Source organism: Stenotrophomonas sp. SAM-B (assembly GCF_013387485.1).
Classification (GTDB): domain Bacteria; phylum Pseudomonadota; class Gammaproteobacteria; order Xanthomonadales; family Xanthomonadaceae; genus Stenotrophomonas; species Stenotrophomonas maltophilia_AA.
Map to the genome: position 1 here is coordinate 26144 of NZ_JABBXB010000017.1, position 26074 is coordinate 52217.

25 protein-coding genes and 1 tRNA gene are annotated in these 26074 nt (G+C 67.2%); 19 read left to right on the forward strand and 7 right to left on the reverse strand.

All coding sequences use genetic code 11. The features are described from left to right. The first annotated feature begins 15 nt into the window (after positions 1-15). The 7 genes from mltG (at position 16) to HH110_RS18545 (ending at position 4794) form a co-directional block, all read left to right on the forward strand. Positions 16-1077: an endolytic transglycosylase MltG gene (mltG, locus tag HH110_RS18515; RefSeq protein WP_176990980.1), complete on the forward strand. Its 1062-nt coding sequence runs from the start codon at positions 16-18 to the stop codon at positions 1075-1077. Beyond that, positions 1074-1742, forward strand: coding sequence for a dTMP kinase (gene tmk, locus HH110_RS18520; protein WP_176990981.1), 669 nt, complete (start codon positions 1074-1076; stop codon positions 1740-1742). The genes mltG and tmk overlap by 4 nt, the downstream gene beginning before the upstream one ends. Then, complete coding sequence (locus HH110_RS18525) at positions 1735-2694, forward strand: DNA polymerase III subunit delta' (protein WP_176990982.1); 960 nt, start codon at positions 1735-1737, stop codon at positions 2692-2694. The genes tmk and HH110_RS18525 overlap by 8 nt, the downstream gene beginning before the upstream one ends. After that, positions 2691-3044, forward strand: coding sequence for a PilZ domain-containing protein (locus HH110_RS18530; protein WP_088432861.1), 354 nt, complete (start codon positions 2691-2693; stop codon positions 3042-3044). The genes HH110_RS18525 and HH110_RS18530 overlap by 4 nt, the downstream gene beginning before the upstream one ends. Positions 3045-3109: 65 nt before the next feature. Then, positions 3110-3184, forward strand: a tRNA-Val gene (locus HH110_RS18535). A gap of 92 nt (positions 3185-3276) precedes the next feature. Continuing rightward, entirely contained in the window at positions 3277-4044 is a 768-nt protein-coding gene (locus tag HH110_RS18540; protein WP_176990983.1) for a PoNe immunity protein domain-containing protein, read from the forward strand. A 12-nt stretch (positions 4045-4056) separates the two neighbouring features. Next, positions 4057-4794, forward strand: coding sequence for a DUF6794 domain-containing protein (locus tag HH110_RS18545; RefSeq protein ID WP_176990984.1), 738 nt, complete (start codon positions 4057-4059; stop codon positions 4792-4794). Positions 4795-4876: 82 nt separating this feature from the next. Here HH110_RS18545 and HH110_RS18550 read toward each other — a convergent pair whose 3' ends face one another. Further along, complete coding sequence (locus HH110_RS18550) at positions 4877-6565, reverse strand: hypothetical protein (RefSeq protein WP_176990985.1); 1689 nt, start codon at positions 6563-6565, stop codon at positions 4877-4879. Between the two features lie 653 nt (positions 6566-7218). Between HH110_RS18550 and HH110_RS18555 the strand changes: the two genes are divergently transcribed. From HH110_RS18555 to HH110_RS18575, 5 genes are all read left to right on the forward strand, one after another. Next, positions 7219-7866 (forward strand): hypothetical protein, encoded by a 648-nt coding sequence (locus HH110_RS18555; protein ID WP_176990986.1) that lies wholly within the window; start codon positions 7219-7221, stop codon positions 7864-7866. Positions 7867-8052: 186 nt separating this feature from the next. After that, the gene (locus HH110_RS18560) at positions 8053-8319 is read left to right on the forward strand and encodes an alpha/beta hydrolase (RefSeq protein WP_342589254.1); all 267 of its coding nucleotides are present in this window, start codon (positions 8053-8055) and stop codon (positions 8317-8319) included. A 100-nt stretch (positions 8320-8419) separates the two neighbouring features. Next, complete coding sequence (locus tag HH110_RS18565) at positions 8420-8716, forward strand: hypothetical protein (RefSeq protein WP_206677563.1); 297 nt, start codon at positions 8420-8422, stop codon at positions 8714-8716. 120 nt (positions 8717-8836) lie between these two features. Further along, positions 8837-9220 (forward strand): YbjQ family protein, encoded by a 384-nt coding sequence (locus HH110_RS18570; RefSeq protein ID WP_121043079.1) that lies wholly within the window; start codon positions 8837-8839, stop codon positions 9218-9220. A gap of 86 nt (positions 9221-9306) precedes the next feature. Further along, positions 9307-10185, forward strand: coding sequence for an SDR family NAD(P)-dependent oxidoreductase (locus tag HH110_RS18575; RefSeq protein ID WP_176990987.1), 879 nt, complete (start codon positions 9307-9309; stop codon positions 10183-10185). A gap of 73 nt (positions 10186-10258) precedes the next feature. Here HH110_RS18575 and HH110_RS18580 read toward each other — a convergent pair whose 3' ends face one another. Both HH110_RS18580 and HH110_RS18585 read right to left on the reverse strand, forming a co-directional pair. Continuing rightward, positions 10259-11071: a sugar phosphate isomerase/epimerase gene (locus HH110_RS18580; protein WP_176990988.1), complete on the reverse strand. Its 813-nt coding sequence runs from the start codon at positions 11069-11071 to the stop codon at positions 10259-10261. Between the two features lie 48 nt (positions 11072-11119). Beyond that, complete coding sequence (locus tag HH110_RS18585; protein ID WP_176990989.1) at positions 11120-12019, reverse strand: LysR family transcriptional regulator; 900 nt, start codon at positions 12017-12019, stop codon at positions 11120-11122. Positions 12020-12124: 105 nt separating this feature from the next. Here HH110_RS18585 and HH110_RS18590 point away from each other — a divergent pair, with 105 nt between their 5' ends. Further along, positions 12125-13648: an MFS transporter gene (locus HH110_RS18590; protein ID WP_176990990.1), complete on the forward strand. Its 1524-nt coding sequence runs from the start codon at positions 12125-12127 to the stop codon at positions 13646-13648. Positions 13649-13687: 39 nt separating this feature from the next. Here HH110_RS18590 and HH110_RS18595 read toward each other — a convergent pair whose 3' ends face one another. After that, complete coding sequence (locus HH110_RS18595) at positions 13688-15058, reverse strand: cell wall metabolism sensor histidine kinase WalK (RefSeq protein ID WP_176990991.1); 1371 nt, start codon at positions 15056-15058, stop codon at positions 13688-13690. Further along, positions 15051-15734 (reverse strand): response regulator transcription factor, encoded by a 684-nt coding sequence (locus HH110_RS18600; RefSeq protein ID WP_176990992.1) that lies wholly within the window; start codon positions 15732-15734, stop codon positions 15051-15053. The genes HH110_RS18595 and HH110_RS18600 overlap by 8 nt, the downstream gene beginning before the upstream one ends. Positions 15735-15911: 177 nt before the next feature. Here HH110_RS18600 and HH110_RS18605 point away from each other — a divergent pair, with 177 nt between their 5' ends. From HH110_RS18605 to HH110_RS18615, 3 genes are all read left to right on the forward strand, one after another. Further along, positions 15912-17117 carry an efflux RND transporter periplasmic adaptor subunit gene (locus HH110_RS18605; RefSeq protein ID WP_176990993.1) on the forward strand — a complete coding sequence of 402 codons (1206 nt, stop codon included), beginning with the start codon at positions 15912-15914 and terminating at the stop codon, positions 17115-17117. 4 nt (positions 17118-17121) lie between these two features. Further along, positions 17122-20235, forward strand: a complete 3114-nt coding sequence (locus HH110_RS18610; protein ID WP_176990994.1) for an efflux RND transporter permease subunit — start codon at positions 17122-17124, stop codon at positions 20233-20235. Between the two features lie 109 nt (positions 20236-20344). Further along, positions 20345-20569, forward strand: coding sequence for a hypothetical protein (locus tag HH110_RS18615; RefSeq protein ID WP_241696635.1), 225 nt, complete (start codon positions 20345-20347; stop codon positions 20567-20569). Here the strand turns inward: HH110_RS18615 and HH110_RS18620 are convergent. After that, on the reverse strand, positions 20566-20976 hold the full coding sequence (locus HH110_RS18620; protein WP_176990995.1) for a GFA family protein: 411 nt from the start codon (positions 20974-20976) through the stop codon (positions 20566-20568). The two genes, HH110_RS18615 and HH110_RS18620, sit on opposite strands and share 4 nt — an antisense overlap. A 211-nt stretch (positions 20977-21187) precedes the next feature. Here HH110_RS18620 and HH110_RS18625 point away from each other — a divergent pair, with 211 nt between their 5' ends. Beyond that, a complete protein-coding gene (locus tag HH110_RS18625; RefSeq protein ID WP_176991002.1) occupies positions 21188-22165 on the forward strand; it encodes a DUF4105 domain-containing protein in 978 nt (325 codons plus the stop codon). A gap of 38 nt (positions 22166-22203) precedes the next feature. Continuing rightward, complete coding sequence (locus tag HH110_RS18630) at positions 22204-24111, forward strand: triacylglycerol lipase (protein WP_241696638.1); 1908 nt, start codon at positions 22204-22206, stop codon at positions 24109-24111. Between the two features lie 21 nt (positions 24112-24132). Here the strand turns inward: HH110_RS18630 and HH110_RS18635 are convergent, their stop codons facing one another. After that, positions 24133-25506, reverse strand: a complete 1374-nt coding sequence (locus HH110_RS18635) for an MFS transporter (protein WP_176990997.1) — start codon at positions 25504-25506, stop codon at positions 24133-24135. Positions 25507-25597: 91 nt separating this feature from the next. Here HH110_RS18635 and soxR point away from each other — a divergent pair, with 91 nt between their 5' ends. Then, positions 25598-26032, forward strand: coding sequence for a redox-sensitive transcriptional activator SoxR (gene soxR / locus HH110_RS18640; RefSeq protein ID WP_176990998.1), 435 nt, complete (start codon positions 25598-25600; stop codon positions 26030-26032). Positions 26033-26074: the final 42 nt, after the last annotated feature.

Below are 26074 nucleotides of genomic sequence, written 5' to 3' on the forward strand. Positions count from 1 at the left end.
TCATTCGAGGTGACCATGGCGGGTGCGAAACGCGGATGTCTGGCCGTACTGGCCGTGCTGCTGGTGGTGGTCCTGCTGGTCGCGGCCGCAGGCGCATGGTTCTGGCATCGCCAGGGCGCGTTTGCCGATGCGCCGGTCACCCCCAGCGCGGAGAGCGTGGTGATCGCCTCGGGCGATGGCTTCAGCACCGTGCTCGGCAAGCTGCGCCAGGCCGGCGTGGACGAGGGCAACGACACCCAATGGCAGCTGCTGGCACGCCAGCTCGACGCCGCCGGCAAGCTCAAGGTCGGTGAATACGCGCTCGATCCCGCGCTGACCCCGCGCGAGCTGCTGACCCGCATGCGCCAGGGCCGCGTCCTGCAGCACCGCGTCACCATCGTGGAAGGCTGGAACATCCGCCAGCTGCGCGCCGCGCTCAAGCGTGCCGATCCGCTGGTGCACACCACCGATGCGCTGGACGATGCCGCGCTGATGAAGGCGCTTGGTTTCCCCGGCGAACACCCGGAAGGCCGCTTCCTGCCCGAGACCTACGTTTACCAGCGCGGCGACAGCGACATCGACGTGCTCAAGCGCGCGCATGCCGCCATGGAAAAAGAACTCACCGCCGCGTGGGACAGCCGCGTGGACGATCTGCCGCTGAACTCACCGTATGAGCTGCTGATCCTTGCCTCGATCATCGAGAAGGAAACCGCACTGCCCAGCGAGCGTCCGCAGATCGCCGGGGTGTTCATGCGCCGCCTGAAGATCGGCATGCGCCTGCAGACCGACCCGACCGTGATCTACGGCATCGGCAGCAGCTACGACGGCAACATCCGCAAGCGCGACCTCACCACCGATACGCCGTACAACACGTACACGCGCGCCGGCCTGACCCCGACCCCGATCGCCATGCCCGGGCGCGATGCGCTGCATGCGGCCGCGCAGCCGGCCAAGGGCGATGCGCTGTACTTCGTGGCGGTCGGCGATGGCAGTGGCGCGCACATCTTCTCGGCCAACTACACCGACCACAACGCCGCCGTTGCCCGCTACCTGCAGCAGCTGCGCAGCAAACGTACCCAAGAGGCCGCACCCCGATGAGTCCCGCGCTGCACCGGCACCCGCATTTCGTCAGCCTGGAAGGGGGCGAGGGCGCCGGCAAGACCACCGCCATCAACGCGATCCGCGAGGCCCTGCAGGCGCGCGGGCATGAGGTGGTGCTGACCCGCGAGCCCGGCGGGACCGCGCTGGCCGAGCGCATCCGCGGGCTGGTGCTCAAGCCGGACGAGGAGATCGCCGCCGAGCCGCTCTCGGCCGAGGCCGAGCTGCTGCTGGTGTTCGCCGCCCGCGCCCAGCACGTGCGCCAGGTGATCGCCCCGGCGCTGCAGCGCGGTGCCTATGTACTGTGCGACCGCTTCACCGATTCCAGCTACGCCTACCAGGGTGGTGGCCGCGGCCTGGACCCGGCGTGGATCGCCGATCTGGAGCGCCGCGCCGTCGGCCTGCTGCCCGGCCTGACCCTGCTGCTGGATGTGGACGTAGCGGTCGGCCGCGCGCGCGCCAACGGCCGCGACATGTGGCCGGACCGGATCGAGAGCGAGCACGATGATTTCTTCCAGCGGGTGCGCGCGGTGTTCCGCCAGCGCGCCAGCGAAGACCCCGCACGTTACCGCCTGATCGACGCCGGCCAGGACCAGGCCGGCGTCGCCGGCGCGGTGGTGGCGGCCGTGGATGCATGGTTGGCACAGGAGCCGGATCGTGGCTGAACCCTTTTCCCCCTGGCAGCAGCGCGCCTATGACCAGACCGTGGCCGCGCTCGACGCCGGTCGCCTCGGCCATGGCCTGCTGTTCTGCGGCCCGGCCGGCCTGGGCAAACTGGGCGTCGCGCTGCGGCTGGCCGAGCACGTGCTGGGGCAGGGCGAGCCGGCCGCGGCCAAGCGCAGCGCCCAGCTGCTGGCCGCCGGCACCCACCCGGACCTGCAGCGGATCTCGTTCATCCCCAACAAATCCGGCGACAAGCTGCGCACCGAGATCGTGATCGAGCAGATCCGCGAGGTCTCGCAGAAGCTCTCGCTGACCCCGCAGTACGGCGTGGCCCAGGTGGTGATCGTCGACCCCGCCGACGCCATCAACCGCGCCGCCTGCAATGCCCTGCTCAAGACCCTGGAAGAGCCGCAGCCCGGCCGCTACCTGTGGCTGATCAGCGCCGACCCCGCGCGCCTGCCGGCCACCATCCGCAGCCGCTGCCAGCGCCTGGAGTTCAAGCTGCCGCCGCGCGAGGAAGCGCTCGCCTGGCTGCAGACTTTGGGCCACAGCGAGGCCAGCGCCCGCGAAGCACTGGACGCTGCCCGCGGCCACCCCGGCCTGGCCGACCAGTGGCTGCGCGAGGATGGCCTGGCCCTGCGCCGCCAGGTCGCCACCGACCTGGAGGCCCTCGTCGCCGGCCGCTCCGGCGCGGTAGAACTGGCCCAGCGCTGGACCGCGGACGACAACGCCGCCCTGCGCCTGCGGCACGCCGCCGATCTCGCCCTGGCCCAGGCCACCGGCGGTGGCTTGACCGATCCCGATCGATTGCACAAGCTGGCCGCCTGGTTCGATGCGGCCAACCGCACCCGTGACCTGCTGCGCACCACGGTGCGCGCCGATCTTGCGGTGGTTGAGCTGCTGCTGGCCTGGGGAAAGGTCAACGAACGGCACGCCAAGGGGAATAGAGCATGAGCGCCACCAACGCCCGACAGGGCATCCTGTCCCTTGCCGTCAAGGACAAGGCCGCGCTGTACAGCGCCTACATGCCGTTCGTGAAGAACGGCGGCATCTTCGTGCCCACGCCCAAGCGCTACTTCCTGGGCGATGAGGTGTTCCTGCTGCTCACCCTGCCGGACTCCAGCGAGCGCCTGCCGGTGGCCGGCAAGGTGATCTGGGTGACCCCGGCCGGGGCCCAGGGCAACCGTGCCGCAGGCATCGGCGTACAGCTGGCCGATGGCGCGGAAGGGGAGACCGTTCGCCACCGGATCGAGACCCTGCTGGCCGGCATCCTGACCGCGGACAAGCCCACGCACACGATGTGAAGAAATTTCGGTGAAACCGTTGACGTCGAAATTTGCCGCCCTATAATGAGCGGCTCAGCAGCATCGGGCGGTTAGCTCAGCGGTAGAGCATTGCCTTCACACGGCAAGGGTCACAAGTTCGAACCTTGTACCGCCCACCACGCTGCAACATGAAGAAGCCGGCCGTTTGGTCGGCTTTTTTGTTTGCGGCGCCCGGCGATCCCGGGGGCACATGCCCGGTCAAGGAAGATCCATGCAGCCACGCCAAGCTCCGCTTGAAGCCCAGCACTACGCGCAGTTCCTGGAAGACCGCCAAGCGACGATCGCCTTTTTCCAGGAACACCGCTTCCAGTCCGATTCGGACACGGAAGAACGCTCGCTGCGCGCGCGCTGGTTCCAGCGGTTGGCTGCCGAGCACCTGTACATCACCTACACCGCCGGCCACCCGGTCGAGTCGCTGCCGCCCCTGCTGGAAGCACTGGTGGAACACGTGGAGCATCGCCAGCAGATGCTTGCCCAGTACGAGCGGCAACCGCTGATTGCGCCGTTTGCGATCGATCACTGGCCGGATGAATACCTGGAATGCACGCAGCTGTTCGCGCTCTGCATCCTGTTGGGGCGTCCGGACCTGCTGGCGCGCGTGGCCGCCTTGATGGACCAGGCCAACTTCGTCGCCAGCGATACGCTGTATGAAGACCTGCTGATGCGCGTGCTGCCGGACCGGCATGATGTCGACGAGTGGTTCCACGACTACTGCACGCCGCTTGTGCAGGCAATCTACGCCGATACACCGGAAGAGGCCAGCACGCTGCTTGCCACCTACTGCGAGGGCTGGTACGCCGCCTTCGAGCACGCGCCCTGGCATGACAGCCATGTGGACGACGATGGCCGCTTCGTCGGCTACTGGGCGTTCGAGGCGGCCGCCATCGCGTATCTCTACGATATCGACGACAGCGCCATCGACCATCGCGTCTATCCGCGCGACCTGGTGGACTACGCGCGCCGCCAGCGCCCGGGCTGAGGCCGGCCAGTCATGCGCAAGACGCTGATCTGGACGATCACGCTGCTTTCGCTGGGGCTGGTCGCGTGCGCGCCGCGCGCGCCTGAAGCGCCGGCGAGCACACCCTGGCCTGGTACGGTTGATGAAGCCGTCGATCGACTTCTGGGCGAACTTCCCGCCGATGACGTCGATTGGATGCGGCGGAACCCAAAGGACGCTGTCATCAGCCAGCTCTACATGGGATACGGCACAGGCGTGCGCAATCAGTTCGGCTTGTGGGGTGGCAACGATGCCCTGCTCACGTCTTGTGGAACGGATGATCCGGAGGGGTGTTCGATCGTCATCCTCGAGGGAATGTGGGACAGAGTGCAGGCGCAGACAGATTCCGTGTTACGCGCCTCCCTGCACTGTCAGTTCGCAACGATGCACAAGATCCGGATCGACACGACGGGTTGGTATCTGCTCACCGTTGGAGAAATGCTCGACGCCATGCAGGTGCAGATCGATCGCCAGGTGGCCGACGCAGCTGCGCCTGGCTGCCCCACTCAGTTGCACATCGCGCCCGCGGGCGACCTGAACCGCCAATGCTTCGTGCGTGCGGAATTCGAGCAGGAACAGCCGCTGGACACGGCGCTGATGTGGCTCGGGTTCCGAAACGGACTCACCCCTCGCCATGCACCGCCGAAACTGGAGTTCAGGTTCAACAGCGCATGTGCGTGGCCCGAGCGGCCGATGCAGTTTGTGCCTGAATCCAAAACGTCTACTCGCTGAGGGCGGAGTCGGAGAGGTCGCCGATGTCCGATTTTGGCCGGAAGCGAACCCTCGCTTCAGGACGATCTCTTTGGTGCGAGCGCTAGTCCCCCGCACCAGCCGCCAAGCTGTCCCAGATACGTCCGTCACGTTGCGCTTCAGTGGTGATGTTGATCACCGCCTGTTCGCCCAGACGATCACGCAACTGCTGCAGATACAGGCTGCGAGGTGTCACCACCTGGCCCATCGATTGCACGATCCCCGCAGGTTCCTCAGGCGGGAATTTCCCCGGTGCAATAGCGCCCACCTGTCCCACGCTCCAGTTCATCGCGAACGGCGGCGCCTGGATGACGTAGATGTCGTGCTCGGTGTTCCAGAACATCTGCTGCGCGCCCGCCCACCCGTGCCCCGTTCCGCTGTGCCGGCGGTTCTGTGCCCGCAGCATGTATCCCTTGGTGTTGTCATACAGCGTGCCGGTGGACCAGCGATGATGTGGACCACTGTCATTGCTGTCACCTACGGCGAGGCAGTCGAGAAACACATTGGGACCGGGTACACGTGCGCCGATGACGAAGGTATGCCTGCCGCCCTGGTTGTAGCAGCGCTGGATCAGATTGAAGGCGGCGTTGCCCTCGTAAAGGAACACATAGCGACGGGCGCCTTGGGTTTCGCCATACCTCGGGTCGAGATAGGCAATGTCCTGCAGGGTATTGAACTGCGCGCCGTTGCGGGTCACGAATCCATGCGACACATAACGCACCGTTACACCGCGAACCCATGAGTTGTAAATTGCACCCAAGCGGAGCGCAGTAAAGGGGCCGGAATCGGCGGTGCCGTTGACCGTACCGGTCTCGGGATTACCCTCAAGGCGGAGGTCTTCAATGCCCACCTGCGAGATGCGGATAGGATCCGTGCGATAGACGCTGCCGCCACCGAAGCGCGTCGCGATGGCATCCATGATCGGGGCATCCAGGGTGATCGTGTCGTGGTCTACGGCGGTGACGACGCGTTCGCTGTACACAGCGTAGTCGCTGGGCGTCCAGCGGTATCGTGCGGTATCGATGCCCTCGGGGCCGACCCAGCGGGCATTGGGTTCCCTCGCGATCGATACCGTATCGCCCACGCGATAGCCGGCTGCGGACTTCACTGTGATCCGCATCGTCCCCACCGGCACGTAGTCCATGGTGATGGCGGTCCGGCGTGGGTCCAGAGCGGCGCGGGGAACCGCGGATTCGCTGCTGCCCACTTCAAGAATCCTGCCCTGCCGATCGCTGACTTCGGAGCGGATCACCGTGCCGTCGGCACCTCGACCTTCACCGCGCAACACCACGCCGCTGGCCTGGATGGTCAGCGTCTTGCTCAATCTATAGTGGCCGCGCCGCAGCAGAACAGCGCCGCGTAGGCCCCGGCTGTCCTGGACACGGACGGCGACCGCGTCGATGGCTGCCTGGATGCGGGGATAGTCGTCACCCTCGGCGTTTGGCTCGAGGACCTCGACAACACGAATGCTGGAGCGGGTGGGCAGACTGACGCCGCCGCCCTGGTAGCCGGCGCGGGAGAAGTCCGGGACGATGTTGCGCGCGTGATCGCTACCGCGTTCGGAGTACAAGGCATAGCGCAGCAGGCCGCTGCTACCCAGTTCTACCAAGGGGGCGTCTTCGGCATTGTTGATGGGGTGGATGAAGGCGCTGGTCTCAGAAGCAGGCTCCGCCGCTGATAACGTAGAAAACAGACAGGCTGGCAACGCCACGAGCGTCAGCGCTGCGACTCGGCGGAAAGCCAGGAAAGGCATGCGGGCGACGTCCTTCCAGGGAGTAGTAGCTTGTAATGTTAGCAACTGCTTCCGCCGATGCTGTCCGTGCTGAAGAGCCAGGCAGGTCTGCTCTTGGCAGGAAGCTGACCCCAGCATCGCGCTGCCAATGTCTACATAAGCCTGGACAATTCACAGGTAGCCCTCCGCGCCGGACATACTGTCAGACCCAAGCAGCGTTATGCCGCCAACGGCGCATGCTGGGATGCGTGAACGGATTCCCTTCCCCAGCTTTCACCATGTTGACCAACTGAGTCACGCTCTTCAGCGCAGGATGCTCAAGGGTCTTGAACTGATCAGCGTACTTCCCAAACCACCAGTCTTGGAACAGTTCGCGACTGATGCCGGACTTACGCACATGGGGATGGCTTGAAGTGTGGCTATCACCAGCCGAGCGGGTCGACCATTGGTGAAGAACTTGGCGCCCACGCTTCGTGATCTGCTATTCCTAGGGCTGGGTCGTGCTCAGTCCAGGAAACGGCAGGCTGCACCAAGTCGATCTTGGAAGACAGAGCGCCCCGGTCCTGAAGACGATGTTCCAGATGGAGACTGGCTGTCAGCGAGCTCATTGCTGATATCTTCCGATCTCTCATGCGGAGTGATATGGAGTTGGAGTGGGGCAATATGATCTAAGTGTGATCGAGCAGCAGTGTGATCAGTTCCTTAAGAACGTATCGGATCTGGCCACCTTCTACTTGGCCGCTGGAGCCAGTGGCAAGCTAATTGCTTCCCTGGAGCTTCCAGAAGGCTACGAGCTAGAGATGCGAATGAGCAACGACTTCCCGCTCGTCGCGACCACGGTTCGTCAAGCCAATGACGTAACAGAGCTTTATCAGCGCGGTGAGTACGAAAGGCTGAATGCCTACCAAGCGATGGTTGCTCTGTGCTCCCTATTCGAAGTGTTCATAGCGAAGCTCGGAGAGAGTCTCGGAGCTCGAGCGGGAAGCAGCATTCGAATCGTATCTGGGCGAAGAAAGGGTGTTCCGATCGAAATAAGGAATCAAACGCTGTGCATGGTGAGGGCAATTCACGAAAAGCACAGCATCGATTCGCAGCTGAACGGCGACACGGCTATCTGTTGGATCTATAACTTCTTCCTGCTTCGCAACATTGTGGTTCACGAGGGGGGAAGACTTAGCGCCACCAAGCGCGAAAGGCTGGTCGCGAAATGGGCCGAGCACCCTCTGGACAAACGGCTCGTCGTCAACGGGAATCACATCGACGATATGGTCCACTACCTCCGTAGCCACGTGGGTTCTTTCCTGTACCAGTGTCGACCTTGACACGCCTTGAACTATCCGGCTGGAAGGGCAATCTCATGCCGATATCCCTAATAAGAGCCTGGAAACAACTGAGCAGCACACGTCTCCTATCCCAATGCCAACCGGGTTGCCATCGTCCACGCGCTCGGTGATGGCCTGGGGCTGGTCGATCTTGGCGACGCTTTCCGCGGGCCGCTGCGCAGCAAGGTGCCGGTGCTGTTCATCAGCGGCACGCTGGATGGGCGCACGCCGCCGGCCAACGCCGAGGCGCTGCGGCCGGGCTTCAGCGACAGCCGCACGCTGCGGGTGCGTGGTGCCAGTCACGACAATGAACTGTGGGTGGGGAACCCCGAGATCGCGGCGGGCATCGGCGACTTCCTGGCGGGGCGACCGGTGGGTGACAAGGCGTTGGACGTAGCGGCACCGGTGTTTGCGCGGAGCAGGAGTGATCTGGTGGATCCGCGCGGTCGCTGAGGACGATCCGATGTCGTCCGTGTGTGCAGGTGCTGGGGACCGGCCGAGGTGTATGGTTTCGGCTGGCTCCCGGCGCGCTGCGCCAACACAGGAGGACGCGATGACCGATCCAGCGGTGGATTCCGTGCACGGCACCCCAAGGGATTACGGCGACACGCTGTACCGGGTGTATTTCGAAGTCGGGGAATCGGAGAACATCGCCCGCGATGCGATCACCACGTTCCTCGTTCAACGCGCCAGCGACAATCCTGCCTTCGATTTCGATGCCTCGCTCCTGCACGCGCGTCCGCACGGCTACGAAGTGGACCTGCCCATGCAGCTGATCCCCGAGGTGGTGCGTGCGCTGGCAGAGCAGAATGTGGCGGTGTACCAGGTGGTCAGGCTCGGTGGGGTATAGGGGCGCCGGCAGGCGAGTGGACGTCACATCCGTGCGCGTCTTGGCGCTATCCTTCCGCCACCTCCAGCCGCACCCTGCGCGCTGGCCTGACCGATGCACTCACCCTGGATAGAGGCAGCAATGGCGGATCCTTATAACAGCGGTGGCCGCGCAGGCCCTGCAACCCGGCTCGATGATGCGATGGTGACCACGGCGATGGAGCTGCCCGGGTTCCGCGTTGTGCGCAGCCTGGGCGTGGTGCGTGGCATCACCGTGCGTTCGCGTTCCATCGTGGGCAACTTCCTCGGCGGGCTGCAGACCATTTTCGGCGGCAACATCACCATCTACACGCAGCTGTGCGAGCAGGCGCGCGAAGAGACCTACCGGGACATGTCCAACCATGCGCGGCTGCTCGGCGCCAACGCGATCATCGCGATGCGCTATGACGCCACCGACGTGATGACCGGCCTGACCGAAGTGCTGTGCTACGGCACGGCAGTGATCGTCGAGCCCACGCACGTCTAGGGATCCCGCGTGCGATACGCCCTGCGTATCGCAGCAAGCTCTCATCGGTATTGGCATCCGCGCGGCCCAGGGCGGATGCTGTCCGCATGACGATCAACGACACACTTTCTTTCGCCGGGCAGGTCGCCCTGGTCACCGGCGCCGCGGGTGGCCTCGGCTTCGCTTACAGCCGGTTGCTGGCGCAGCGCGGCGCACACGTGGTGATGCAGGACGTGGGCGCCACGCTGGACGGTACCGGCCGTGATCGGCAGCGTATCGATCACGCTGTTGCGCGTCTGCGTGCAGAGGGGCTCTCTGTCGAGGCCAGCCACCATGACATCCATTCCCGCTCCCCGGCCGCCGCACTGGTCGCCGATATCCTGCAGCGGCATGGCCGCCTGGACGTGATCCTGCACAACGCGGGCTGGGTCGAATACCAGCGGATCGATGCGGTGGACGAGGATCGTTTCGACCACATGATGGCGGTCGCGGCCAAGGCGCCGTTGTGGCTCGCCCAGGCCGCGTGGCCGGCGATGCAGGCGCAGGGGCATGGCCGCATCGTGCTGACCACCTCCGACCGCGCGCTGTATCCGCAGTACGTGCAGCACGGGCTGGCGGCCTACGCGGCAGCGAAGTCGGCCGCGGTCGGCATCGTCAATGTGCTGGCTGCCGAAGGCGCCGCGCATGGGATCGTGGTCAACGCGGTTTCGCCCGTGGCCAAGACCCGTATGTGGGGCGTGGAAGGCGAGCCGGATGAGCTGCACCCGGAGGCCGTGGCGCCGGGCGTCGTGTTCCTGGCCTCGCGCGCCTGCATCGAGGGCGGCTGGATCCTGCGCGCCAGCAACGGCCAGTTCCATGCCACGCGGCTGAGCGAGGCCGAGGGCGTGCGCTATCCGCGTGATCTGCGGGCCGTAGTGACCGGTAACATCGAGGCGGTCGCCAGGCAGTGGCCGCAGATCGCCAAGGCGGCAGTCGAACCACGCTGACACCCGCACACGTCCTGACGTCCTACGCGTGCCGGATTTCCCGACACGGCCCGCGGGTGGCAGCCGTCGAGCCTCAGCGCGTCAGCACGGCCTCCAGCGCTGCCATGGCCTCGCGCGCCACCGCATGTGGATCACGGGCCTTCAGCGCGTCGTTGAACACCTCCAGCCCGATCGGCCCGCTGTAACCCATCGCGGCCAGCGCATCGATCAGCGTCTCCAGCGGCCAGAGGCCATCGCCCGGCAGGCAGCGGTGATGCCGCGCCTGCGTGGTGACCTGGCCGGGCAGTGGCTGGGTCAGCACGTCCGACAGCTGCACCAGCGCGATGCGCTCCACCGGCACGTGGCGCAGATCGTCGGCGGTGCGCCCGGCGGCGAACAGGTGGAAGGCATCGACCACGATGTCCAGGTTCGGCGCGCCGACCTGCTCGATCTGCTGCCACGTCGAGGGCAGGGTGGAATGCAGGCGGCTCCAGGCCATGCCTTCGTAGGCGATGCGCAGTCCACGTTCGGCGGCACGCGCGCACAGCCAGCGCAGATCATCGGTGACGCGGTCGGGCACGTAGTCGGTCGCGGTGCAGGCGGGGACCAGCACCGTGCCTGCGCCCATGTCGTGCGCCAGCGCGAGCAATGACAGTGCCTCTGCACGCTTGCCCTCGCGGGTGGCAGCCGAAGCGCCATCAAAATCCAGCAGCACCTGCACGTCGGTGAGCTGCAGGCCGGTGCGCGTCAGGGTTGCACGCACGTCGGCGACGGATGAGGACTCGACATCCTCACGCCACAGCTCGACCTGTGCGAATCCTGCCGCGGCGGCGGCATCGAGTTTCCCGTCCGTGTCGCCGCCAAGCAGGATGGTGTTGAGGAAGCGGGGGCCAGGTAGTCGTGTCATCGGGCGGAGCCTTTACGCGAAGTCGATCTCGCGCTCCATGCTATTGGCTCAGTGCGGCGCGGCAGTGAACAAATGCGCGGTCATGTAGTCGATAAACACGCGCAGCCGCGCACTGGGCTGTCGATTGCCCGGCCACAGCAGCGAAAACTGGCCGGATTGACGCGGCCAGTCAGGCAGCAGTTCCTGCAGGCGGCCATCGGCCAGCGCCTCGGCGGCCAGGAAGTCGGGCATCCAAGCCACGCCCATGCCGCCTATCGCCGCGGCCAGCAGTGCTTCCATGTTGTTGCAGGTCATCACCGTGGCCAGCTCGGCACCGGCATCGCTCTCGTGGCCGGGCAACGCCCAGGCCTGCAGCTTGCCGGTGGTGGGAAAGCGGAAGCGCACCGCCGGGTGCACGGCCAAGTCGGCCAACGTGCCGGGCTGGCCGTGCAGTTGCAGGTGCGCGGGTGAGGCGCACAGTAAGAAGCGGAAACTGCCCAGGCGGCGCACCATCAGGCTGGAATCGGCCAGGTCGCCGCTGCGGATCACCACGTCCAGGCCTTCGCTGACGACATCGACCAGGCGGTCGTTGAAGTCCAGCTCCAGCTGGACATCCGGGTAGCGTTGCTGGAAGGCCGGCAGCGCCGGCAGCAGGAAGCGGTAGCCGATGGTGGGCAGGCCTATCCGCAGCAGCCCGCGTGGGGCCTGCACGCGCTGGGCCAGTTCGGCCTGCGCTTCGGCCAACTCCTCCAGTGCGCGCCGGCAACGCTGTAGCAGCAGCTCGCCTTCCTCGGTGAGATGGACACGGCGGGTGGTGCGTTGGAACAGGCGCACGCCCAGTTCTTTCTCCAGCCGCGCGATGCGCTTGCCGATGGTGGAAGCAGACAGCCCCAAGCTGCGCGCTGCGCCTACGAAGCTGGAGGTTTCGGCGGTACGGACGAAGGCGAGTAGAGCGGTGATCGAATCCATGTACGGATGATTGCGGAATAAGTGTCCGTAATCAAACGACAGTGAGGGCATTTATCCGCGATAGCGGCATCTATATCGTCAATGCCCGTTCCTGTCGGTATCCCCATGTCTGCGTCCTCTCTTGTCCTCCTGCCGCGCGACCCGCGCCTGGGTCTGCTGTCGGTCTGCCTGGCCGCGCTGGCTCTGCCGCTGTCGTTCTCCGCCGGTGCAGTCGCGGTGCCAGCACTGGCCAACCAGCTGCACGGCGGCCCCGTTGCGCTGGCGTGGGTGACCAACGCCTTCATGCTCACCTTTGGCAGCCTGCTGTTGGCTGCTGGCGGGCTGGCCGACCGCTTTGGGCGGCGGCGTCTATTCCTTGGCGGTAGCGGTGCCTTCGTGCTGGCCACGTTGGCAGTCTGTCTGGCACCGGACCTGCTGTGGCTGGACCTGGCCCGCGGCGCGCAGGGCGTGGCCGCGGCGGCGGCGCTGGCGGCGGGCAGCGCGGCACTGGCGCAAGGCTTCGACGGTCACGCACGCATCCGGGTGTTCGCGCTACTTGGCACCGTGTTCGGCGCGGGATTGGCGCTGGGGCCGTTGCTGGCCGGGCTGCTGTTGCAGGCGCTGGGCTGGCGCAGCGTGTTCGCCGGCGGTGGCGCGCTGGCCCTGGCGGCGCTACTACTGGGCTGGCGCCACCTGGATGAGAGCCGCGGCCAGCATGCGCGGCTGGACGTGGCCGGGATGCTTTGTTTCAGCCTGATGCTGGCGGCGTTGACCGTGGCCCTGCTGCTGTCGGCGGAGCACGGAATGGGCACCGCCTGGGTGCGTTGCGCATTCTGCGCGGCGGGGCTGTTGCTGCTGGCCTTCGTGCAGATCGAACGCCGCCAGCGGCAGCCGCTGCTGGATCTGTCGTTGTTCACGCAGCGTGACTTTGTCGGCGTGCAACTGCTGCCGGTGGCAACCTGCCTGGGCTACGTGGTGCTGCTGGTGATCCTGCCGCTGCACCTTCTCGGCGTGCAGCGGCAGTCACCTGCGCAGGTGGGCGTGCAGATGTTCGCGCTGTCCGCGCCGATGTTGGTGCTGCCACTGCTGGCGGCGGGCTGGGCGCAGCGCGTGGGCGCGGCACGGTTGTGTGCGTCCGGCCTGCTGGTCTGCGCGTCGGGTTTGTACGCCTTGTCCCAGCGCGTGCTGCATGCGCCGCCCACGCAGTGGTGGCCGGCGCTGCTGTTGATTGGCGCAGGCACGGCGTTGCCTTGGGGGCTGATGGATGGGCTCTCGGTCAGTGTTGTGCCGGTCCAGCGCGCCGGCATGGCGGCAGGCATTTTCGGCACGGTACGGGTGGCCGGCGAGGGCATCGCGCTGGCGGCGGTGACGGCCGTGCTGGCGATGCTGGTGACCCATCGGCTGGCGGTGACCAGCGGCCTGCCGACGGCATCGCTGACAGGTACCGGTGCCTACCTGGCCACCGGAGCGCTGGCGCAGGCCGCGGCCGGGGTGCCGGATCTTTCAATGGCGTTGCTGCGACAGGCCAGCAGCGAGGCGCTGGCCGGGCTGCTGCGCGGGCTGTGCGGGCTGACCGTGGGCAGTGCCGTGCTGGTGCAGGCACTGCTGGGCCGTGCACCCCCGCCGGCGCGGGTCAGAGCCGATAGCTGACGGTGCGTGGCTGCTGTGCGGCGCGTGCAGGGTGACCGCTCAAAGAAGCCCGTCGGCCGCGGCGCGGATGCTCAACCAGGCACCGCCGCCAGGGGCGCTGCCGGCGCGCAAGCGGAAACCGTGGAGCCCGGCGATCGCGGCCACGATCGACAGGCCCAGGCCGAAGCCGCTGCCTTGCGCAGCGTCGCTGCTGCCGCGGAAGAACCGCTGGTAAATCAAGCTGCGCTCCTCTGGCGGTATGCCCGGGCCGTTGTCGATGACGTCGATGCGTACTGCGCCGTCATCATCCAGTGCGCGCAACAGCACCTGCCCGTGTTCGGGGGCGAAGTGCAGCGCGTTGGACAACAGGTTGGCCAGGGCTTCGAACAGCAGCTCACGATCGCCACTGATCATGCTGATCCCCGGGACAACCCGCAGCGTGAACTGCTGCTGTTTTTCCTCCGCCAGCGGCAGGTAGAACTGGTGTAGTTCCTGCAGCAGATCGGTCACGTCGATCTGCACGAAGGCCGAACGGCGCTGGTGGCTTTCCAGTTCCGATACGCGCAGCAGTGCGGAAAAACGCGCCATCAACATATCGGTTTCGGTCAGCGCCTTGTCCAGCTGCGCGGCGCGCGGATCGTCCTCCTCCAGCCCGACACGGGTGCGGTAGAGATGCGCGCGCAGGCGGGTGAGCGGAGTCCGCAGATCGTGCGCGATGCTGTCGCACACGCCCTTGACCTCGGTCATCAGCTGCTCGATGCGTTCGAGCATGGCATTGACGATGCTCGAGAGACGGTCGATCTCATCCGGACGGCCGGAGATGGGCAGGCGCTGGCCGAGATCGCCGGCGATGATGCGGTTGGTCGCGGCCTCGATCTCCTGGATCCGTCTGAGCGGCCGCCGGCGCAGGATGTGCCAGCCGGCCAGGCCGGGAAGGACGGTCAACGAGACGCCCCACAGCAGCGCATCGAGGATGATGCTGTTGACCGCCGTCAGCTTGCCGCTCTGGCGCACGAACACCAGCAGGCGGCCGTCCTGGGTTTCCACGCCGAGCGCGCGCCCGGGCGCCTTGATCGGCCCACTGCGCAGGGACCAGCGTTCCACCGCCTGCGCGTGCCCGTCGATGCGCAGCCCATCGGGAATCGCCAGCAGGGGGCCGGACAGCGGCTGCCCGTTGCGGCTGAAGATGCCGTAGGCATACGCCCCGTGCAGGTCGTAGCGCAGGCTGTCGCGCAGCGCATCGTCCAGCGCCTGCCCCTCGAACTTCTCGAACAGGTGCGCGCGCTGCTGCAGGCCGGATTCGGCGAGGTCGTTGAGGTAGTCCGAGACGCGCCAGTACATCACTCCCAGCAGTACGCTGGACCAGGCGACGAACAGCACGCAGTACAGCCCGAGCAGCCGGCTGCTGGACGAGCGCCAGTGATCAGACATGGTCGTCCAGGACATACCCGGTGCCCCGCACGGTGCGGATCGGCTGGTGGCGCCCGGGCTGGTCGATGCGCTTGCGCAGGCGGCCGATGTGGACGTCGATCAGGTTGGTGCCGGGGTCGAAGTGGTAGCCCCACACGTCCTGGAACAGCATGGTGCGGGTGACCACCTGGCCGGCGTTGCGGACGAGGAATTCCAGCAGCTTGAACTCGGTGGGCAGCAGCGCGATCTCCTCGCCGGCACGGCGCGCGGTGCGGGTCATCAGGTCCAGTTCCAGGTCGCCGGCGCGCAGCTGGTTCTCCGCCACGGCGGGCTGGCCGTGGCGACGGATCAGCACCTCCACGCGGGCCGCCATTTCATCGGAGGCGAACGGTTTGGTCAGGTAGTCATCGCCGCCGGCGCGCAGGCCACGCACCCGCTCGTCCACGTCCGACAACGCGCTGATCATCAGCACCGGCGTGGTGATGCCCTGGCGGCGCAGCGCGGTGACCAGGGCCAGGCCGTCGATCCCGGGCAGCATGCGGTCCAGGGTGATCACCGCGTAGTCGCCGCGGCAGGCCATCGCCAGGCCGTCCTCGCCGTTGCCCACCCGGTCCACCTCGAAGCCGTGGCTGCGCAGTTCCGTGGCGATTTCCTCGGCGGTGACGAGGTCGTCCTCGATGGTGAGTACGCGCGGCATGGGCCACTTTGACAATGGGGACCGGTGCATCGTCGCAACCCCCCGGAGCGACTGCAAATGAAAAATGTTTCATGCGGTTTTCGCCGGATCGTCCCCCCGGTTCTCCTATATTCGCCTCGAGCAGTGGCCCTGCCGCCCGGGCTGCGTGCCCCGTTCACGCCTGGAATACCGTCCCCCATGACCGACCCGCTCCCGTCCTCCCCGGCCCTTGGCCCGTTGCCCCGACCCTGGCGCCTGCCACTGCTGGGGCTGGCCGTGGCGTTGGCGCTGGCCGGCTGCAGCCGGGAGGCGCCGAAGGCGAAGGGACCGGCGCCCGAGGTGACGGTGCTCACCCTGCAGACCCGATCGCTGGCGCTGGCCCAGGAGCTGCCCGGGCGTACCGTGGCCTCGCAGGAGTCGGATGTACGCCCGCAGGTCTCCGGGGTGCTGCAGGCGCGGCTGTTCGAGCAGGGCGAGGTGGTCAAGGCCGGGCAGCCGCTGTTCCAGATCGAACCGGCGCTGTACCAGGCCTCGGTGAACGAGGCGCAGGCCAACCTGCGCACGGCCGAGGCCACCGCGGTCGCGGCGCGGCTGCGGGCCCAGCGCATGCAGCAGCTCGGCGTCGGTCAGTTGGCGGCGAAGCAGGATGTGGATGATGCCGTGGCCACCCACCAGCAGGCCGAGGCCGCCGTGCAGGCGGCGCAGGCGGTCCGCGATACCGCGCGCACCAACCTGGGCTTCGCCCGCGTGACGGCGCCGATCAGCGGGCGGATCGGCCGCGCACTGTTCACCCCGGGTGCGCTGGTAACCAACGGCCAGGCCGAGCCGCTGGCGCGGATCCAGCAGGTGGATCCGATGAACGTGGATATCACCCAGTCCAGCAACGAGTACCTCGCGCTGCGCCGCGCGATCGCCGACGGCGGCGTGGAAGCGACCACCGCGCCGGTGCAGCTCAGACTGTCCGACGGCACCGATTACCCCGTGACCGGCACGCTGGAATTCGCCGACATCGATGTCGACCAGGAAACCGGCAGCATCACCCTGCGTGCGCAGTTCCCGAACCCGCAGGGCCAGCTGCTGCCGGGCATGTACGTGCGCGCCCAGGTCGGGCAGGGCACCCGCCAGCAGGCCTTGCTGGTTCCGCAGGCCGCGGTGGACCGCAGCCCGAAGGGCGAGGCGCTGGCGTGGGTGGTGGGCGCGGACGGCCGCGTGCATCAACGGACCTTCTCGACGGCGCGTGCGGTGGGCGACCAGTGGCTGGTGCTCGATGGCCTGCGTGCCGGTGAGCAGGTCGTGCTCAGTGGCCGCCAGGGCCTGAGCGAGGGGGCCACGGTGCGGATCAAGCCCGCGGGCGCAGCCGCACCGGCCGCAGCACCCGCCACCGTGCCGGCCGGCGAAGGCTGAGCCGATGCTGCCGCGCTTCTTCATCCACCGCCCGGTCTTCGCCTGGGTCCTTGCCATCTGCATCATGGCGCTGGGCACCATCGCGGTGACCCAGCTGCCGGTGGAGCAGTACCCGGACATCGCGCCACCGCAGGTCAACATCACCGCCAATTACACCGGCGCCTCGGCGCAGACGGTGGAGGACAGCGTCACCCAGGTGATCGAACAGCAGATCAAGGGCATCGACCACCTGCTGTATTTCTCCTCCACCAGTTCGTCCTCGGGCCAGGCGCGGATCACGGTCACCTTCGACCAGCGCGCCGACCCGGACATCGCCCAGGTGCAGGTGCAGAACAGCGTCAACCAGGCGATCAACCGGCTGCCGCAGGAAGTGCAGCAGCAGGGCGTCACCGTGGCCAAATCGCAGGGCGATTCGCTGATGGTGGTGGCGCTGTACGACACCCACCGGCGCATGGAACGGGTGGACGTCTCCGATTTCCTGGTCAGTAATGTGCAGGATCCGATCAGCCGCATTCCCGGCGTGGGCGAGATCAACGTGTTCGGTTCGCCGTATGCGATGCGCATCTGGCTGGACCCGCACAAACTGCGGGCCTTCGATCTGATGCCCTCGGATGTGCGCACCGCGATCCAGGCGCAGAACACCCAGGTCACCGCCGGTGAGTTGGGTGCGCTGCCCACCGGGCCGGAGCAGGCGCTCAATGCCACCGTCACTGCACAGTCGCGGCTGCAGACCGCCGAGCAGTTCCGCGCGATCATCCTGCGCACGCTGCCCAGTGGCGCCGCGGTGCACCTGGGCGATGTCGCGCGGGTCGAGATCGGCGCGGAGAACTACCAGACCAGCAGCTTCCTCAATGGCTATCCCGCGGCCGGCTTCTCGGTGACGCTGGCCTCCGGCGCCAACGCGCTGGAAACCGCCGATGCGGTGCGTGCCGAAATCGAGCGTCTGCGGCCGAGCTTCCCGCCGGGGCTGGAAGTGGCCTATCCGCGCGACAGCACGCCGTTCGTGCGGGTCTCCATCGAGGGGGTCATCCACACCCTGATCGAGGCGATCGTGCTGGTCGTGGTGGTGATGTTCCTGTTCCTGCAGAACCTGCGCGCCACCTTGATCCCGGCGATCACCGTGCCGGTGGTTCTGCTGGGCACGTTCGGCGTGCTGGCGGTGGCCGGGTTCACCATCAACACGCTCACCCTGTTCGCGATGGTGCTGGCGATCGGTTTGCTGGTGGACGATGCGATCGTGGTGGTGGAGAACGTCGAACGCATCATCCACGAGGAACACCTGCCGCCGCGCGAGGCGACCGAGAAGTCGATGGGCGAGATCACCGGTGCGCTGGTCGGCATCACCGTGGTGCTCGGTGCGGTGTTCCTGCCGATGGCGCTGTTCGGCGGTTCGACCGGCATCATCTACCGGCAGTTCTCGATCACGATCGCCTCGGCGATGGCGCTGTCGGCGCTGGTCGCGCTGACATTGACCCCGGCGCTGTGCGCGACCCTGCTCAAGCCGGCCAGCGCAATGAAGCCACCCGGCCGCTTCTTCGCCGCGTTCAACCGCGGCGTGGAGCGCAGCCAGAACGCCTACCGCGGCAAGCTGGGTGGGATCGTGGCGCACCCGCGGCGCTGGATGGCGTTCTACGTGCTGCTGGTGATCGGCGTGGTCGTGTTGTACGCACGCATGCCGACCGGCTTCCTGCCGGTGGAAGACCAGGGCCAGGTGACGTTCCAGTTCTCCACTCCGGAAGGCACGCCGATGGCGCGCACCGAGGCGCTGGGCGAGCAGATCAGCCGTTACTTCATGGAGCACGAGAAGGACAGCCTGGACGTGGTGTTCGTGGTGGTCGGCCGCAACAACGCCGGCACCGGGCAGAACGCAGGGCAGGGGTTCATGGCGCTCAAGCCGTGGGCCGAACGCGATGCCACGCACAGTGCCGGCGCGATCATCGCCCGCGCCAACGCCTGGTTCCGCCACCTGCCCGATGCGAAGGTCAACGTGCTGGCGCCGCCCGCGGTGCGCGGGCTGGGGCAGTCCAGCGGCTTCGAGCTGTGGTTGCAGGACAACAGCGCCGCCGGGCGCCCGGCGCTGCAGGCCGCACAGGAAAAGGTGGTCCAGGCCGCCGGCGATGACGACCGGCTCACCTCGGTCCGGCTCAACGGTCTCGGCGACAAGGCCGAGCTGCATCTGGACATCGACCAGGCGCAGGCCAGCGCGCTGGGCCTGGCCCAGGCCGACATCAATTCAACGCTGTCCTCGGCGTGGGGTGGCACCTACGTCAACGACTTCCTCGACCGCGGTCGGGTCAAGCGCGTGTATGTGCAGGGCGACCAGCCCTACCGCAGTGTGCCCGACGACATCGGCCAGTGGTACGTGCGCGGCAGCAACGGACAGATGGCGTCGTTCGCCAGTTTCGCCAGCAGCCACTGGTCGCGCGGGCCGCAGCTGCAGCAGCGTTTCAACGGCCTGCCGGCGATGCAGGTGCAGGGCAGTGCCGCCGAAGGGCGCAGCTCGGGCGAGGCGATGCAGACCATGCAGGCGCTGGTGGCCGAACAGCCTGGATTCGCACTGCAGTGGAGCGGGTTGTCCTACCAGGAGCAGCTGTCCAGCAACCAGACGTTGTGGCTGTACGCGGCCTCGATCGCCTTCATCTTCCTGTGCCTGGCCGCGCTCTACGAGAGCTGGACGGTGCCGGTGGCGGTGATGCTGGTGATCCCGCTGGGGGTGATCGGCACGGTGATCGCCACCACTGCGGCGGGCTTCGTCAACGACATCTATTTCCAGGTGGGGCTGCTCACCACGATCGGCCTGTCCGCCAAGAACGCGATCCTGATCGTCGAGTTCGCCGAGGCCGAGTACCGCGCGGGCAGCTCGGCGGTGGACGCGGCGCTGAAGGGCGCGCGGCTGCGCCTGCGGCCGATCGTGATGACTTCGCTGGCCTTCGTGGCCGGCGTGATCCCGCTGGCGCTGGCGACCGGCGCCGGTGCGGTCAGCCGGCGCGAGATCGGCGTCAGCGTGATCGGCGGCATGCTCTCCGGCACGCTGCTGGCCATCCTGCTGGTGCCGCTGTTCTTCGTGCTGGTGCGGCGGCTGGGCAAGACGAAGCCGGTGTCACCGCCAACGCCCTGAACGGCGGGCGTTAGTCGCGCGATTTCATCTTTCTGACCCATTCCATTCACGGTTTCCATGCCGGCGCGGCAGTAGCGTAGATCGTCCCCACACCGGTTGGAGACATGCCATGAATCCCCTGCAGACGGCGGCCCGCGCCATGCGTAATGGACTGGAAGAAGTGGCAGCGCTGCTGGTCGGCCAGCGCGCCGAGTCCCTGCGCGAGGACGATACGGCCGCACCCGGGGTGGGCATCCCGATGCCGCGCCGGCTGCCGCTCAAGCGCCCGCTGCTGCATGGGCGCAAGGGCATGGCCCCGTGGCAGAAGATCGGCCCGGGCCGCGAGCGCCGCTAAGCGCGGGTCGCATCGGACGGGTGGTTCACCCCGTCGTTGACCGGTACCTCGCCGATGTCGAACGGATTCACCCCGTCCAGGCAGCCGACGTTGTAGCCGTATTCGTCCGGCGACGAGCGGCGCTGATGATGCGTGTAGATGCCGCACACGCTGCAGAAGTGATGGCGCGCGACGTGGGTATTGAACTGGTACAGGCGCAGGACGTCATGCCCCTGCACGACCTCCAGATCGGCCAGCTTGACCGAGGCGACGATCGCGCCACGTCGCCGGCACATCGAACAGTCGCAGCGGCGAGGCGACACCACGCCGTCGGGCAGGTGCAGGCGCAGGACCACGGCCCCGCAATGGCAGCGCAGCAGATGGTGGCGCTCGATGGGCACCCCGCCCACGGTGGTCGGACCCTGCATGCTTGGCGCTTCCCTGATGGCCGTTGATCGCGCAAGTATGCGACCGGCCCGGGGGGCGGAGCCAGCCCGTGCGGGGTCCCGGGGTGAACGGCGGCCCGAAGCTGAACAGGCTCGACATGCGGCGCACACAGGGGTTATGGCTAACTAGCGCCCCGGATAGACGACGGATCGATGCGTGAAGAAGGCAGGACGATGGGGGCTGGCGCTGCTGATGCTGCTGGCGGCGCTGTGGATCACCGGTTTGCTGGCCTACCAGCTGCCGGGTCCGGGCTGGGTGCGGTATCTGCTGGTCGGGCTGTGGGTCGTGTTCGCCGTCAGCGGGGCGATCGGCGTGGCGCGCGCGCGCGCCGGGCGCTGGCCGGGCGTGCTGTACGGCGTGGCGCTGGTGCTCTCGGGCATCTGGTGGCTGCTGCTGACCCCGCGCCAGGACCGGGTCTGGGCCGATGATGTCGCCCAGCGCCTGAAGGTGGTGCAGGTCGATGGCTCGCGCGTGGTGCTCGACAACGTGCGTGACTTCACCTGGCGCAGCGAGACCGACTACGACGCGCGCTGGGTGCGCCGCGAGTACAACCTGGACCAGCTGCGCTCGGCCGACCTGATCCTGTCCTACTGGATGGGGCCCATGATCGCGCACACGCTGATCTCGTTCGGCTTCGATGACGGCCGTTACCTGGTGTTCTCGCTGGAGATCCGCAAGGAGCGCGGCGAGTCCTTCTCCGCGCTCGGCGGCTTCTTCCGCAAATTCGAGATGACCCTGGTCGCCTCGGAGGAAACCGACATCGTGCGCACGCGTACCAACGCACGCGGCGAAGATGTGTATCTGTACCGCCTGCACGGCATGACCCAGGAGCAGCTCAAGGCACTGTTCGTCTCCTACCTCGGCGAGGCCCGCAAGCTGGATGCCGCGCCAGCGTTCTACAACACGCTGACCAGCAACTGCACGACCATCGTGTACGAACTGGCCAAGCAGATCGCGCCGGGCCTGCCGATGGACTACCGGCTGCTGGCCTCGGGCTACTTCGCCGAGTACGCGCGCGATCTCGGTGTGCTCACGCCGGGCGTGCCGTTCGAGACGCTGAAGGCGCGTGGGCGGATTACCGATCGTGCGCGGGCAAGCAATGAAAACGATGATTTTTCACAGGTGATCCGCCGGGATGTTCCGGGGACAGGGCAGGGAAGCGTTCCATGAGGTCGATTGTGAAATTGCTCGCGCACCGCGCGTTGCCGATGACGGCCGTGGTGCTCTCGCTGCTGCTCTCCAGCGGCTGTGCGATGGTCACCATGAAGCAGGTGGCCCCGACCGAGTACCTCGCCAACAAGCGTGGCGACGTGCTCACCTCGGGCAAGCTCAGCGCCGCCTCGCAGGAAACGCTGAGCGTGATCGGCATGGACGTGGCGCAGTGCGAAAAGGATGTCACCGCCTGCCAGAAGACCCTCGCCGACACCGATGTCCTGCCCGAGGAGCAGCGTTTGTCGGCGCAGTCCGAGCTCTGGGTGAAGACCGCGCTCGCGCTGACCCCCAAGCCCAAGGACCGCGAGAAAACACCGATGTCCGATGCCGCGCTGGATGCGTGGCTGGAAGCGGCGCGTTATGCCTATGCGTACCTGTTCTTCAGTGGCCGTACGCCGTCCGACCGCGCCTTCGAGGATCGCCAGACCCAGGTCCGGGATTACTACAACTACGCCGCCGAGCAGACCGCCGCGGTGGTGTTCAAGCGCAGCCGCGAAAGCGCGCTCGAGGGCGAGGATTACAACGCCGCCGTGGCCGGTGAGCGCTGGACGCTGACCTCCGATTTCGATGAGCTGCGCATGCAGAGCATCCCGACCCGGATGGTGTCCGCCTCGGCGGTGAGCTTCGCCGGCCTGCGCAGCACCTATCGGCGCGATGGCTTCGGTGCGGAGCTGGTGGTGATCATGGATCCGCCCAAGCTGGTGGCCCCGGCCGATGGCGAGAAGGCGGAGATTCCGCAGTACAGCGAGATGTCGGCGATCAACGCCACCGCGCTGCTGCGTTTCAAGGGCAACGACCTGCGGCAGGTGCTCGATACCACCCAGGTGCTGTTCGATGTGTACTCGCCCGAGTCCACCGAAAGCGTGGACCTGCACGGTGAGAAGGTGCCGCTGGCCGGCAACTTCACCGCCGCCTACGGTATGTGGCTGGCGCAGTCCGGCTTCGCCACGCAGTCGCTGCGCACGCTGTTCGGCCTGAGCGAAGGCATCGGCGCGCCGCACATGTACCTGATGCAGCCGTGGGATCCGAACCGCCGCATCATCTTCATGCTGCACGGCCTGGGCAGCAGCCCGGAGGCCTGGGTGAACGTGGCCAACGAGATCATGGGTGATCCCGAGCTGCGCCGGCACTTCCAGGTCTGGCAGGTGTATTACCCGACCAATGCCCCGATCGCGCTCAACCGCTACGAGATCAACCAGGCCTTCGACAACACGCTCAAACACTTCGATCCGACCGGCAGCACGCCGGCATCGAAGGACATGGTGTTCATCGGCCACAGTATGGGCGGCGTGCTTGCGCGCCTGCTGGTGACGTCTTCCGGTGATGTGCTCTGGAACGACCTGCTGGCCAACTACGACCTCAAGGGCGAGCGCCTCAAGCGGGTCGAAACCAAGCTGGGCCCGCTGCTGCACTTCACGGCCGAACCGAACGTGGAGCGGGCGATCTTCATCGCCGCCCCGCACAAGGGCACGGATATCGCGGGCAATCGGGTAGGGCGTCTGATCGGCCGGCTGGTGCGGCTGCCAATCACCATCCTGGGCAAGTTCGAGGATGTGTTCCTGACCCTGCAGGAATCCGAATCGGCCAACACCACCACGAAGCTGCAGGTGCCCAACAGCATCGACAACCTCAAGGCCAGCGATCCGTTCGTGAAAGCTGCCGGTGCGCTGCCGATCACCCCGGGCCTGAAGTACCACTCGATCGTCGCCCAGCGCAAACCGGACGTGCCGCTGCTGCAGTCCGACGATGGCCTGGTGCCGTACTGGAGCGCGCACCTGGACGGCGCGGTTTCCGAGAAGGTGATCATCTCCGGGCACAGCGTGCAGGAAACCCCGCAGGCCGTGCTGGAGATCCGCCGCATCCTGCGCGAGGATCTGAAAGAGGTCGGCGACACGCACCCGTGAGGATGCGTGGCCGACGCCGGCTCAGATCCGCCGCGCGACCCCTACGCTGAGCAACGCCAAGACCAGCATGATCGCGAAGGTCAGCAGGTAGCCCAACGCTTCCCGGCCGTCCAGGAACAGCGCGAACAGCGAGCCGGACACGGCCAGTGTGGTCGCCACGCCCAGGGCTTCGCTGAGCTGCAGGGCGGAGGTATTGGCGCCCTGTTGTGCCGGCGGTGACAGCGACAGCGTGAGGACCGACAGGCTGGGATAGATCAGCCCCATGCCCAGCCCGGTCAGTACCCAGCCGACCATCGCCGACCACAGCGGCATGCCCGGCTGGATCGCCAGCGACGTGGCCAGGATGCCCACGCACATCAGCAGCGCGCCCGCCTGCAGCAACTGTCGGCGCGACCAGCCACGCTGCTGGTGGCCCTGCAGCCACGAGCCGGAGAACCAGCCCAGCGCGCCCAGGCTCAGTGCGATACCGGCCACGACGGGCGTCAGCCCCCGCTCGCGCTGCAGCAGCAAGGGCAGGAATGCTTCGCAGCCGAAGAACGCGGAGGCCGCGATCCCGCGCAGCGCGATCACGCTGGGCAGCCCGCGGCGCAGGGTCAGCGTGCCGGTCGGCAACAGCTTCCAGCTGCACAGTGCCAGCACGCCCAGCGCCGGCATCAGCAGCGCCACGGCCCGCCAGCCCTGCTGCTGCCCGCCGATGTACAGCGCCAGCGCGCCCAACGAGGCACCCACTGCCCACGGCACGACGTTGCGGCCGGTGCTGCCCGCAGTCACTACGCCCACCTGCCGCAGGGCGGGGCGCAGCAGCAAGGCGGCCGGGATCGCCAGCAGCGGCACGATCAGGAACACCCAGCGCCAGCCCAGGTGCTGCACGATCAGGCCGCTGATGCTGGGGCCGATCAGCGAGGGGACCACCCAGCCGGCGGAGAATGCTGCGAAGACGCGGGGTCGCATCGGCTCGGGAAACGAGCGCCCGACCAGCACGTACAGCGCGACCGAAATCGCACCGGCGCCCAGGCCCTGCATCAGGCGCCCGAGCACCAGCACCGGCATGTGCTGGGCGAAACCGGCCACCAGCAGGCCCGCGATGAAACAGGCCAGGCCCAGCCACAGCGGCCGCGCCGGGCCGCGCTGGTCACTCCAGCGGCCGGACAGCGTCATCCCGATCACGCTGGTGGCCAGGGTGCCGCCGAATGCCAGGGCGTACAGGCGCAGTCCGTCCAGGTCGTGTGCCACGGTCGGCATCGCCGCGGCCACGGCCAGCGCCTCGAACCCATGCAGCGAGACCAGCGCGACCATCCCGATCGTGGTCGCGCGATAGGCCGGCGACAGGATCGACGGGATCGGGGCGTCCTCCACCGGAGCGGTGGTGGGCGGCGAGGAAACTTCAACGGACATGCGGATTCCAGACATCGGGAGGAGGGCCGGGCTTGCAGTACACCCCCGGCGGCGCGCAGGATGCCACCTGAACCATGGTTGAGGTCAAGCAGTGATCGCGCAGGAATTGAGTGTAGGCGAAGTCGCCAAGCGGAGCGGCGTGGCCGTGTCGGCGTTGCATTTCTATGAGCGCAAGGGCCTGATCCGCAGCCTGCGCACCGCCGGCAACCAGCGTCGTTTCGCCCGCGACGTGCTGCGCCGGCTGGCGGTGATCCGCGTGGCCCAGCGGGTCGGGATGCCGTTGGAAGCGGTGGCGACCGCCTTTGCCGCCCTGCCCGAGAACAAGACGCCGACCAAGGCCGAGTGGGCGAAGATGTCGGCGCTGTGGCGCAGCGAGCTGGACCAGCGCATCGAGCAGTTGCTGCTGCTGCGCGACCAGCTCACCGACTGCATCGGCTGTGGGTGCCTGTCGTTGAAGCGGTGTCGCCTGACCAATCCCGGCGACACGCTGGGCGATCAGGGCGACGGCCCCCGCCGCTGGGAGTAGTGCCGGCCGCTGGCCGGCTCGCGTAGTTCCATCCGTTGCCAG

Coding starts and splice junctions, on each gene's coding strand:
- HH110_RS18615 (WP_241696635.1), top strand. CDS start 20,345: ATGAATCCCCTGCAGACGGCGGCCCGCGCCATGCGTAATGGACTGGAA.
- HH110_RS18565 (WP_206677563.1), top strand. CDS start 8,420: ATGACCGATCCAGCGGTGGATTCCGTGCACGGCACCCCAAGGGATTAC.
- tmk (WP_176990981.1), top strand. CDS start 1,074: ATGAGTCCCGCGCTGCACCGGCACCCGCATTTCGTCAGCCTGGAAGGG.
- HH110_RS18590 (WP_176990990.1), top strand. CDS start 12,125: ATGTCTGCGTCCTCTCTTGTCCTCCTGCCGCGCGACCCGCGCCTGGGT.
- HH110_RS18620 (WP_176990995.1), bottom strand. CDS start 20,976: ATGCAGGGTCCGACCACCGTGGGCGGGGTGCCCATCGAGCGCCACCAT.
- HH110_RS18550 (WP_176990985.1), bottom strand. CDS start 6,565: ATGCCTTTCCTGGCTTTCCGCCGAGTCGCAGCGCTGACGCTCGTGGCG.
- HH110_RS18625 (WP_176991002.1), top strand. CDS start 21,188: ATGCTGCTGGCGGCGCTGTGGATCACCGGTTTGCTGGCCTACCAGCTG.
- HH110_RS18600 (WP_176990992.1), bottom strand. CDS start 15,734: ATGCCGCGCGTACTCACCATCGAGGACGACCTCGTCACCGCCGAGGAA.
- HH110_RS18580 (WP_176990988.1), bottom strand. CDS start 11,071: ATGACACGACTACCTGGCCCCCGCTTCCTCAACACCATCCTGCTTGGC.
- HH110_RS18605 (WP_176990993.1), top strand. CDS start 15,912: ATGACCGACCCGCTCCCGTCCTCCCCGGCCCTTGGCCCGTTGCCCCGA.
- mltG (WP_176990980.1), top strand. CDS start 16: ATGGCGGGTGCGAAACGCGGATGTCTGGCCGTACTGGCCGTGCTGCTG.
- HH110_RS18575 (WP_176990987.1), top strand. CDS start 9,307: ATGACGATCAACGACACACTTTCTTTCGCCGGGCAGGTCGCCCTGGTC.
- HH110_RS18540 (WP_176990983.1), top strand. CDS start 3,277: ATGCAGCCACGCCAAGCTCCGCTTGAAGCCCAGCACTACGCGCAGTTC.
- HH110_RS18545 (WP_176990984.1), top strand. CDS start 4,057: ATGCGCAAGACGCTGATCTGGACGATCACGCTGCTTTCGCTGGGGCTG.
- HH110_RS18570 (WP_121043079.1), top strand. CDS start 8,837: ATGGCGGATCCTTATAACAGCGGTGGCCGCGCAGGCCCTGCAACCCGG.
- HH110_RS18635 (WP_176990997.1), bottom strand. CDS start 25,506: ATGTCCGTTGAAGTTTCCTCGCCGCCCACCACCGCTCCGGTGGAGGAC.
- HH110_RS18585 (WP_176990989.1), bottom strand. CDS start 12,019: ATGGATTCGATCACCGCTCTACTCGCCTTCGTCCGTACCGCCGAAACC.
- HH110_RS18610 (WP_176990994.1), top strand. CDS start 17,122: ATGCTGCCGCGCTTCTTCATCCACCGCCCGGTCTTCGCCTGGGTCCTT.
- HH110_RS18630 (WP_241696638.1), top strand. CDS start 22,204: ATGACGGCCGTGGTGCTCTCGCTGCTGCTCTCCAGCGGCTGTGCGATG.
- HH110_RS18530 (WP_088432861.1), top strand. CDS start 2,691: ATGAGCGCCACCAACGCCCGACAGGGCATCCTGTCCCTTGCCGTCAAG.
- HH110_RS18595 (WP_176990991.1), bottom strand. CDS start 15,058: ATGTCTGATCACTGGCGCTCGTCCAGCAGCCGGCTGCTCGGGCTGTAC.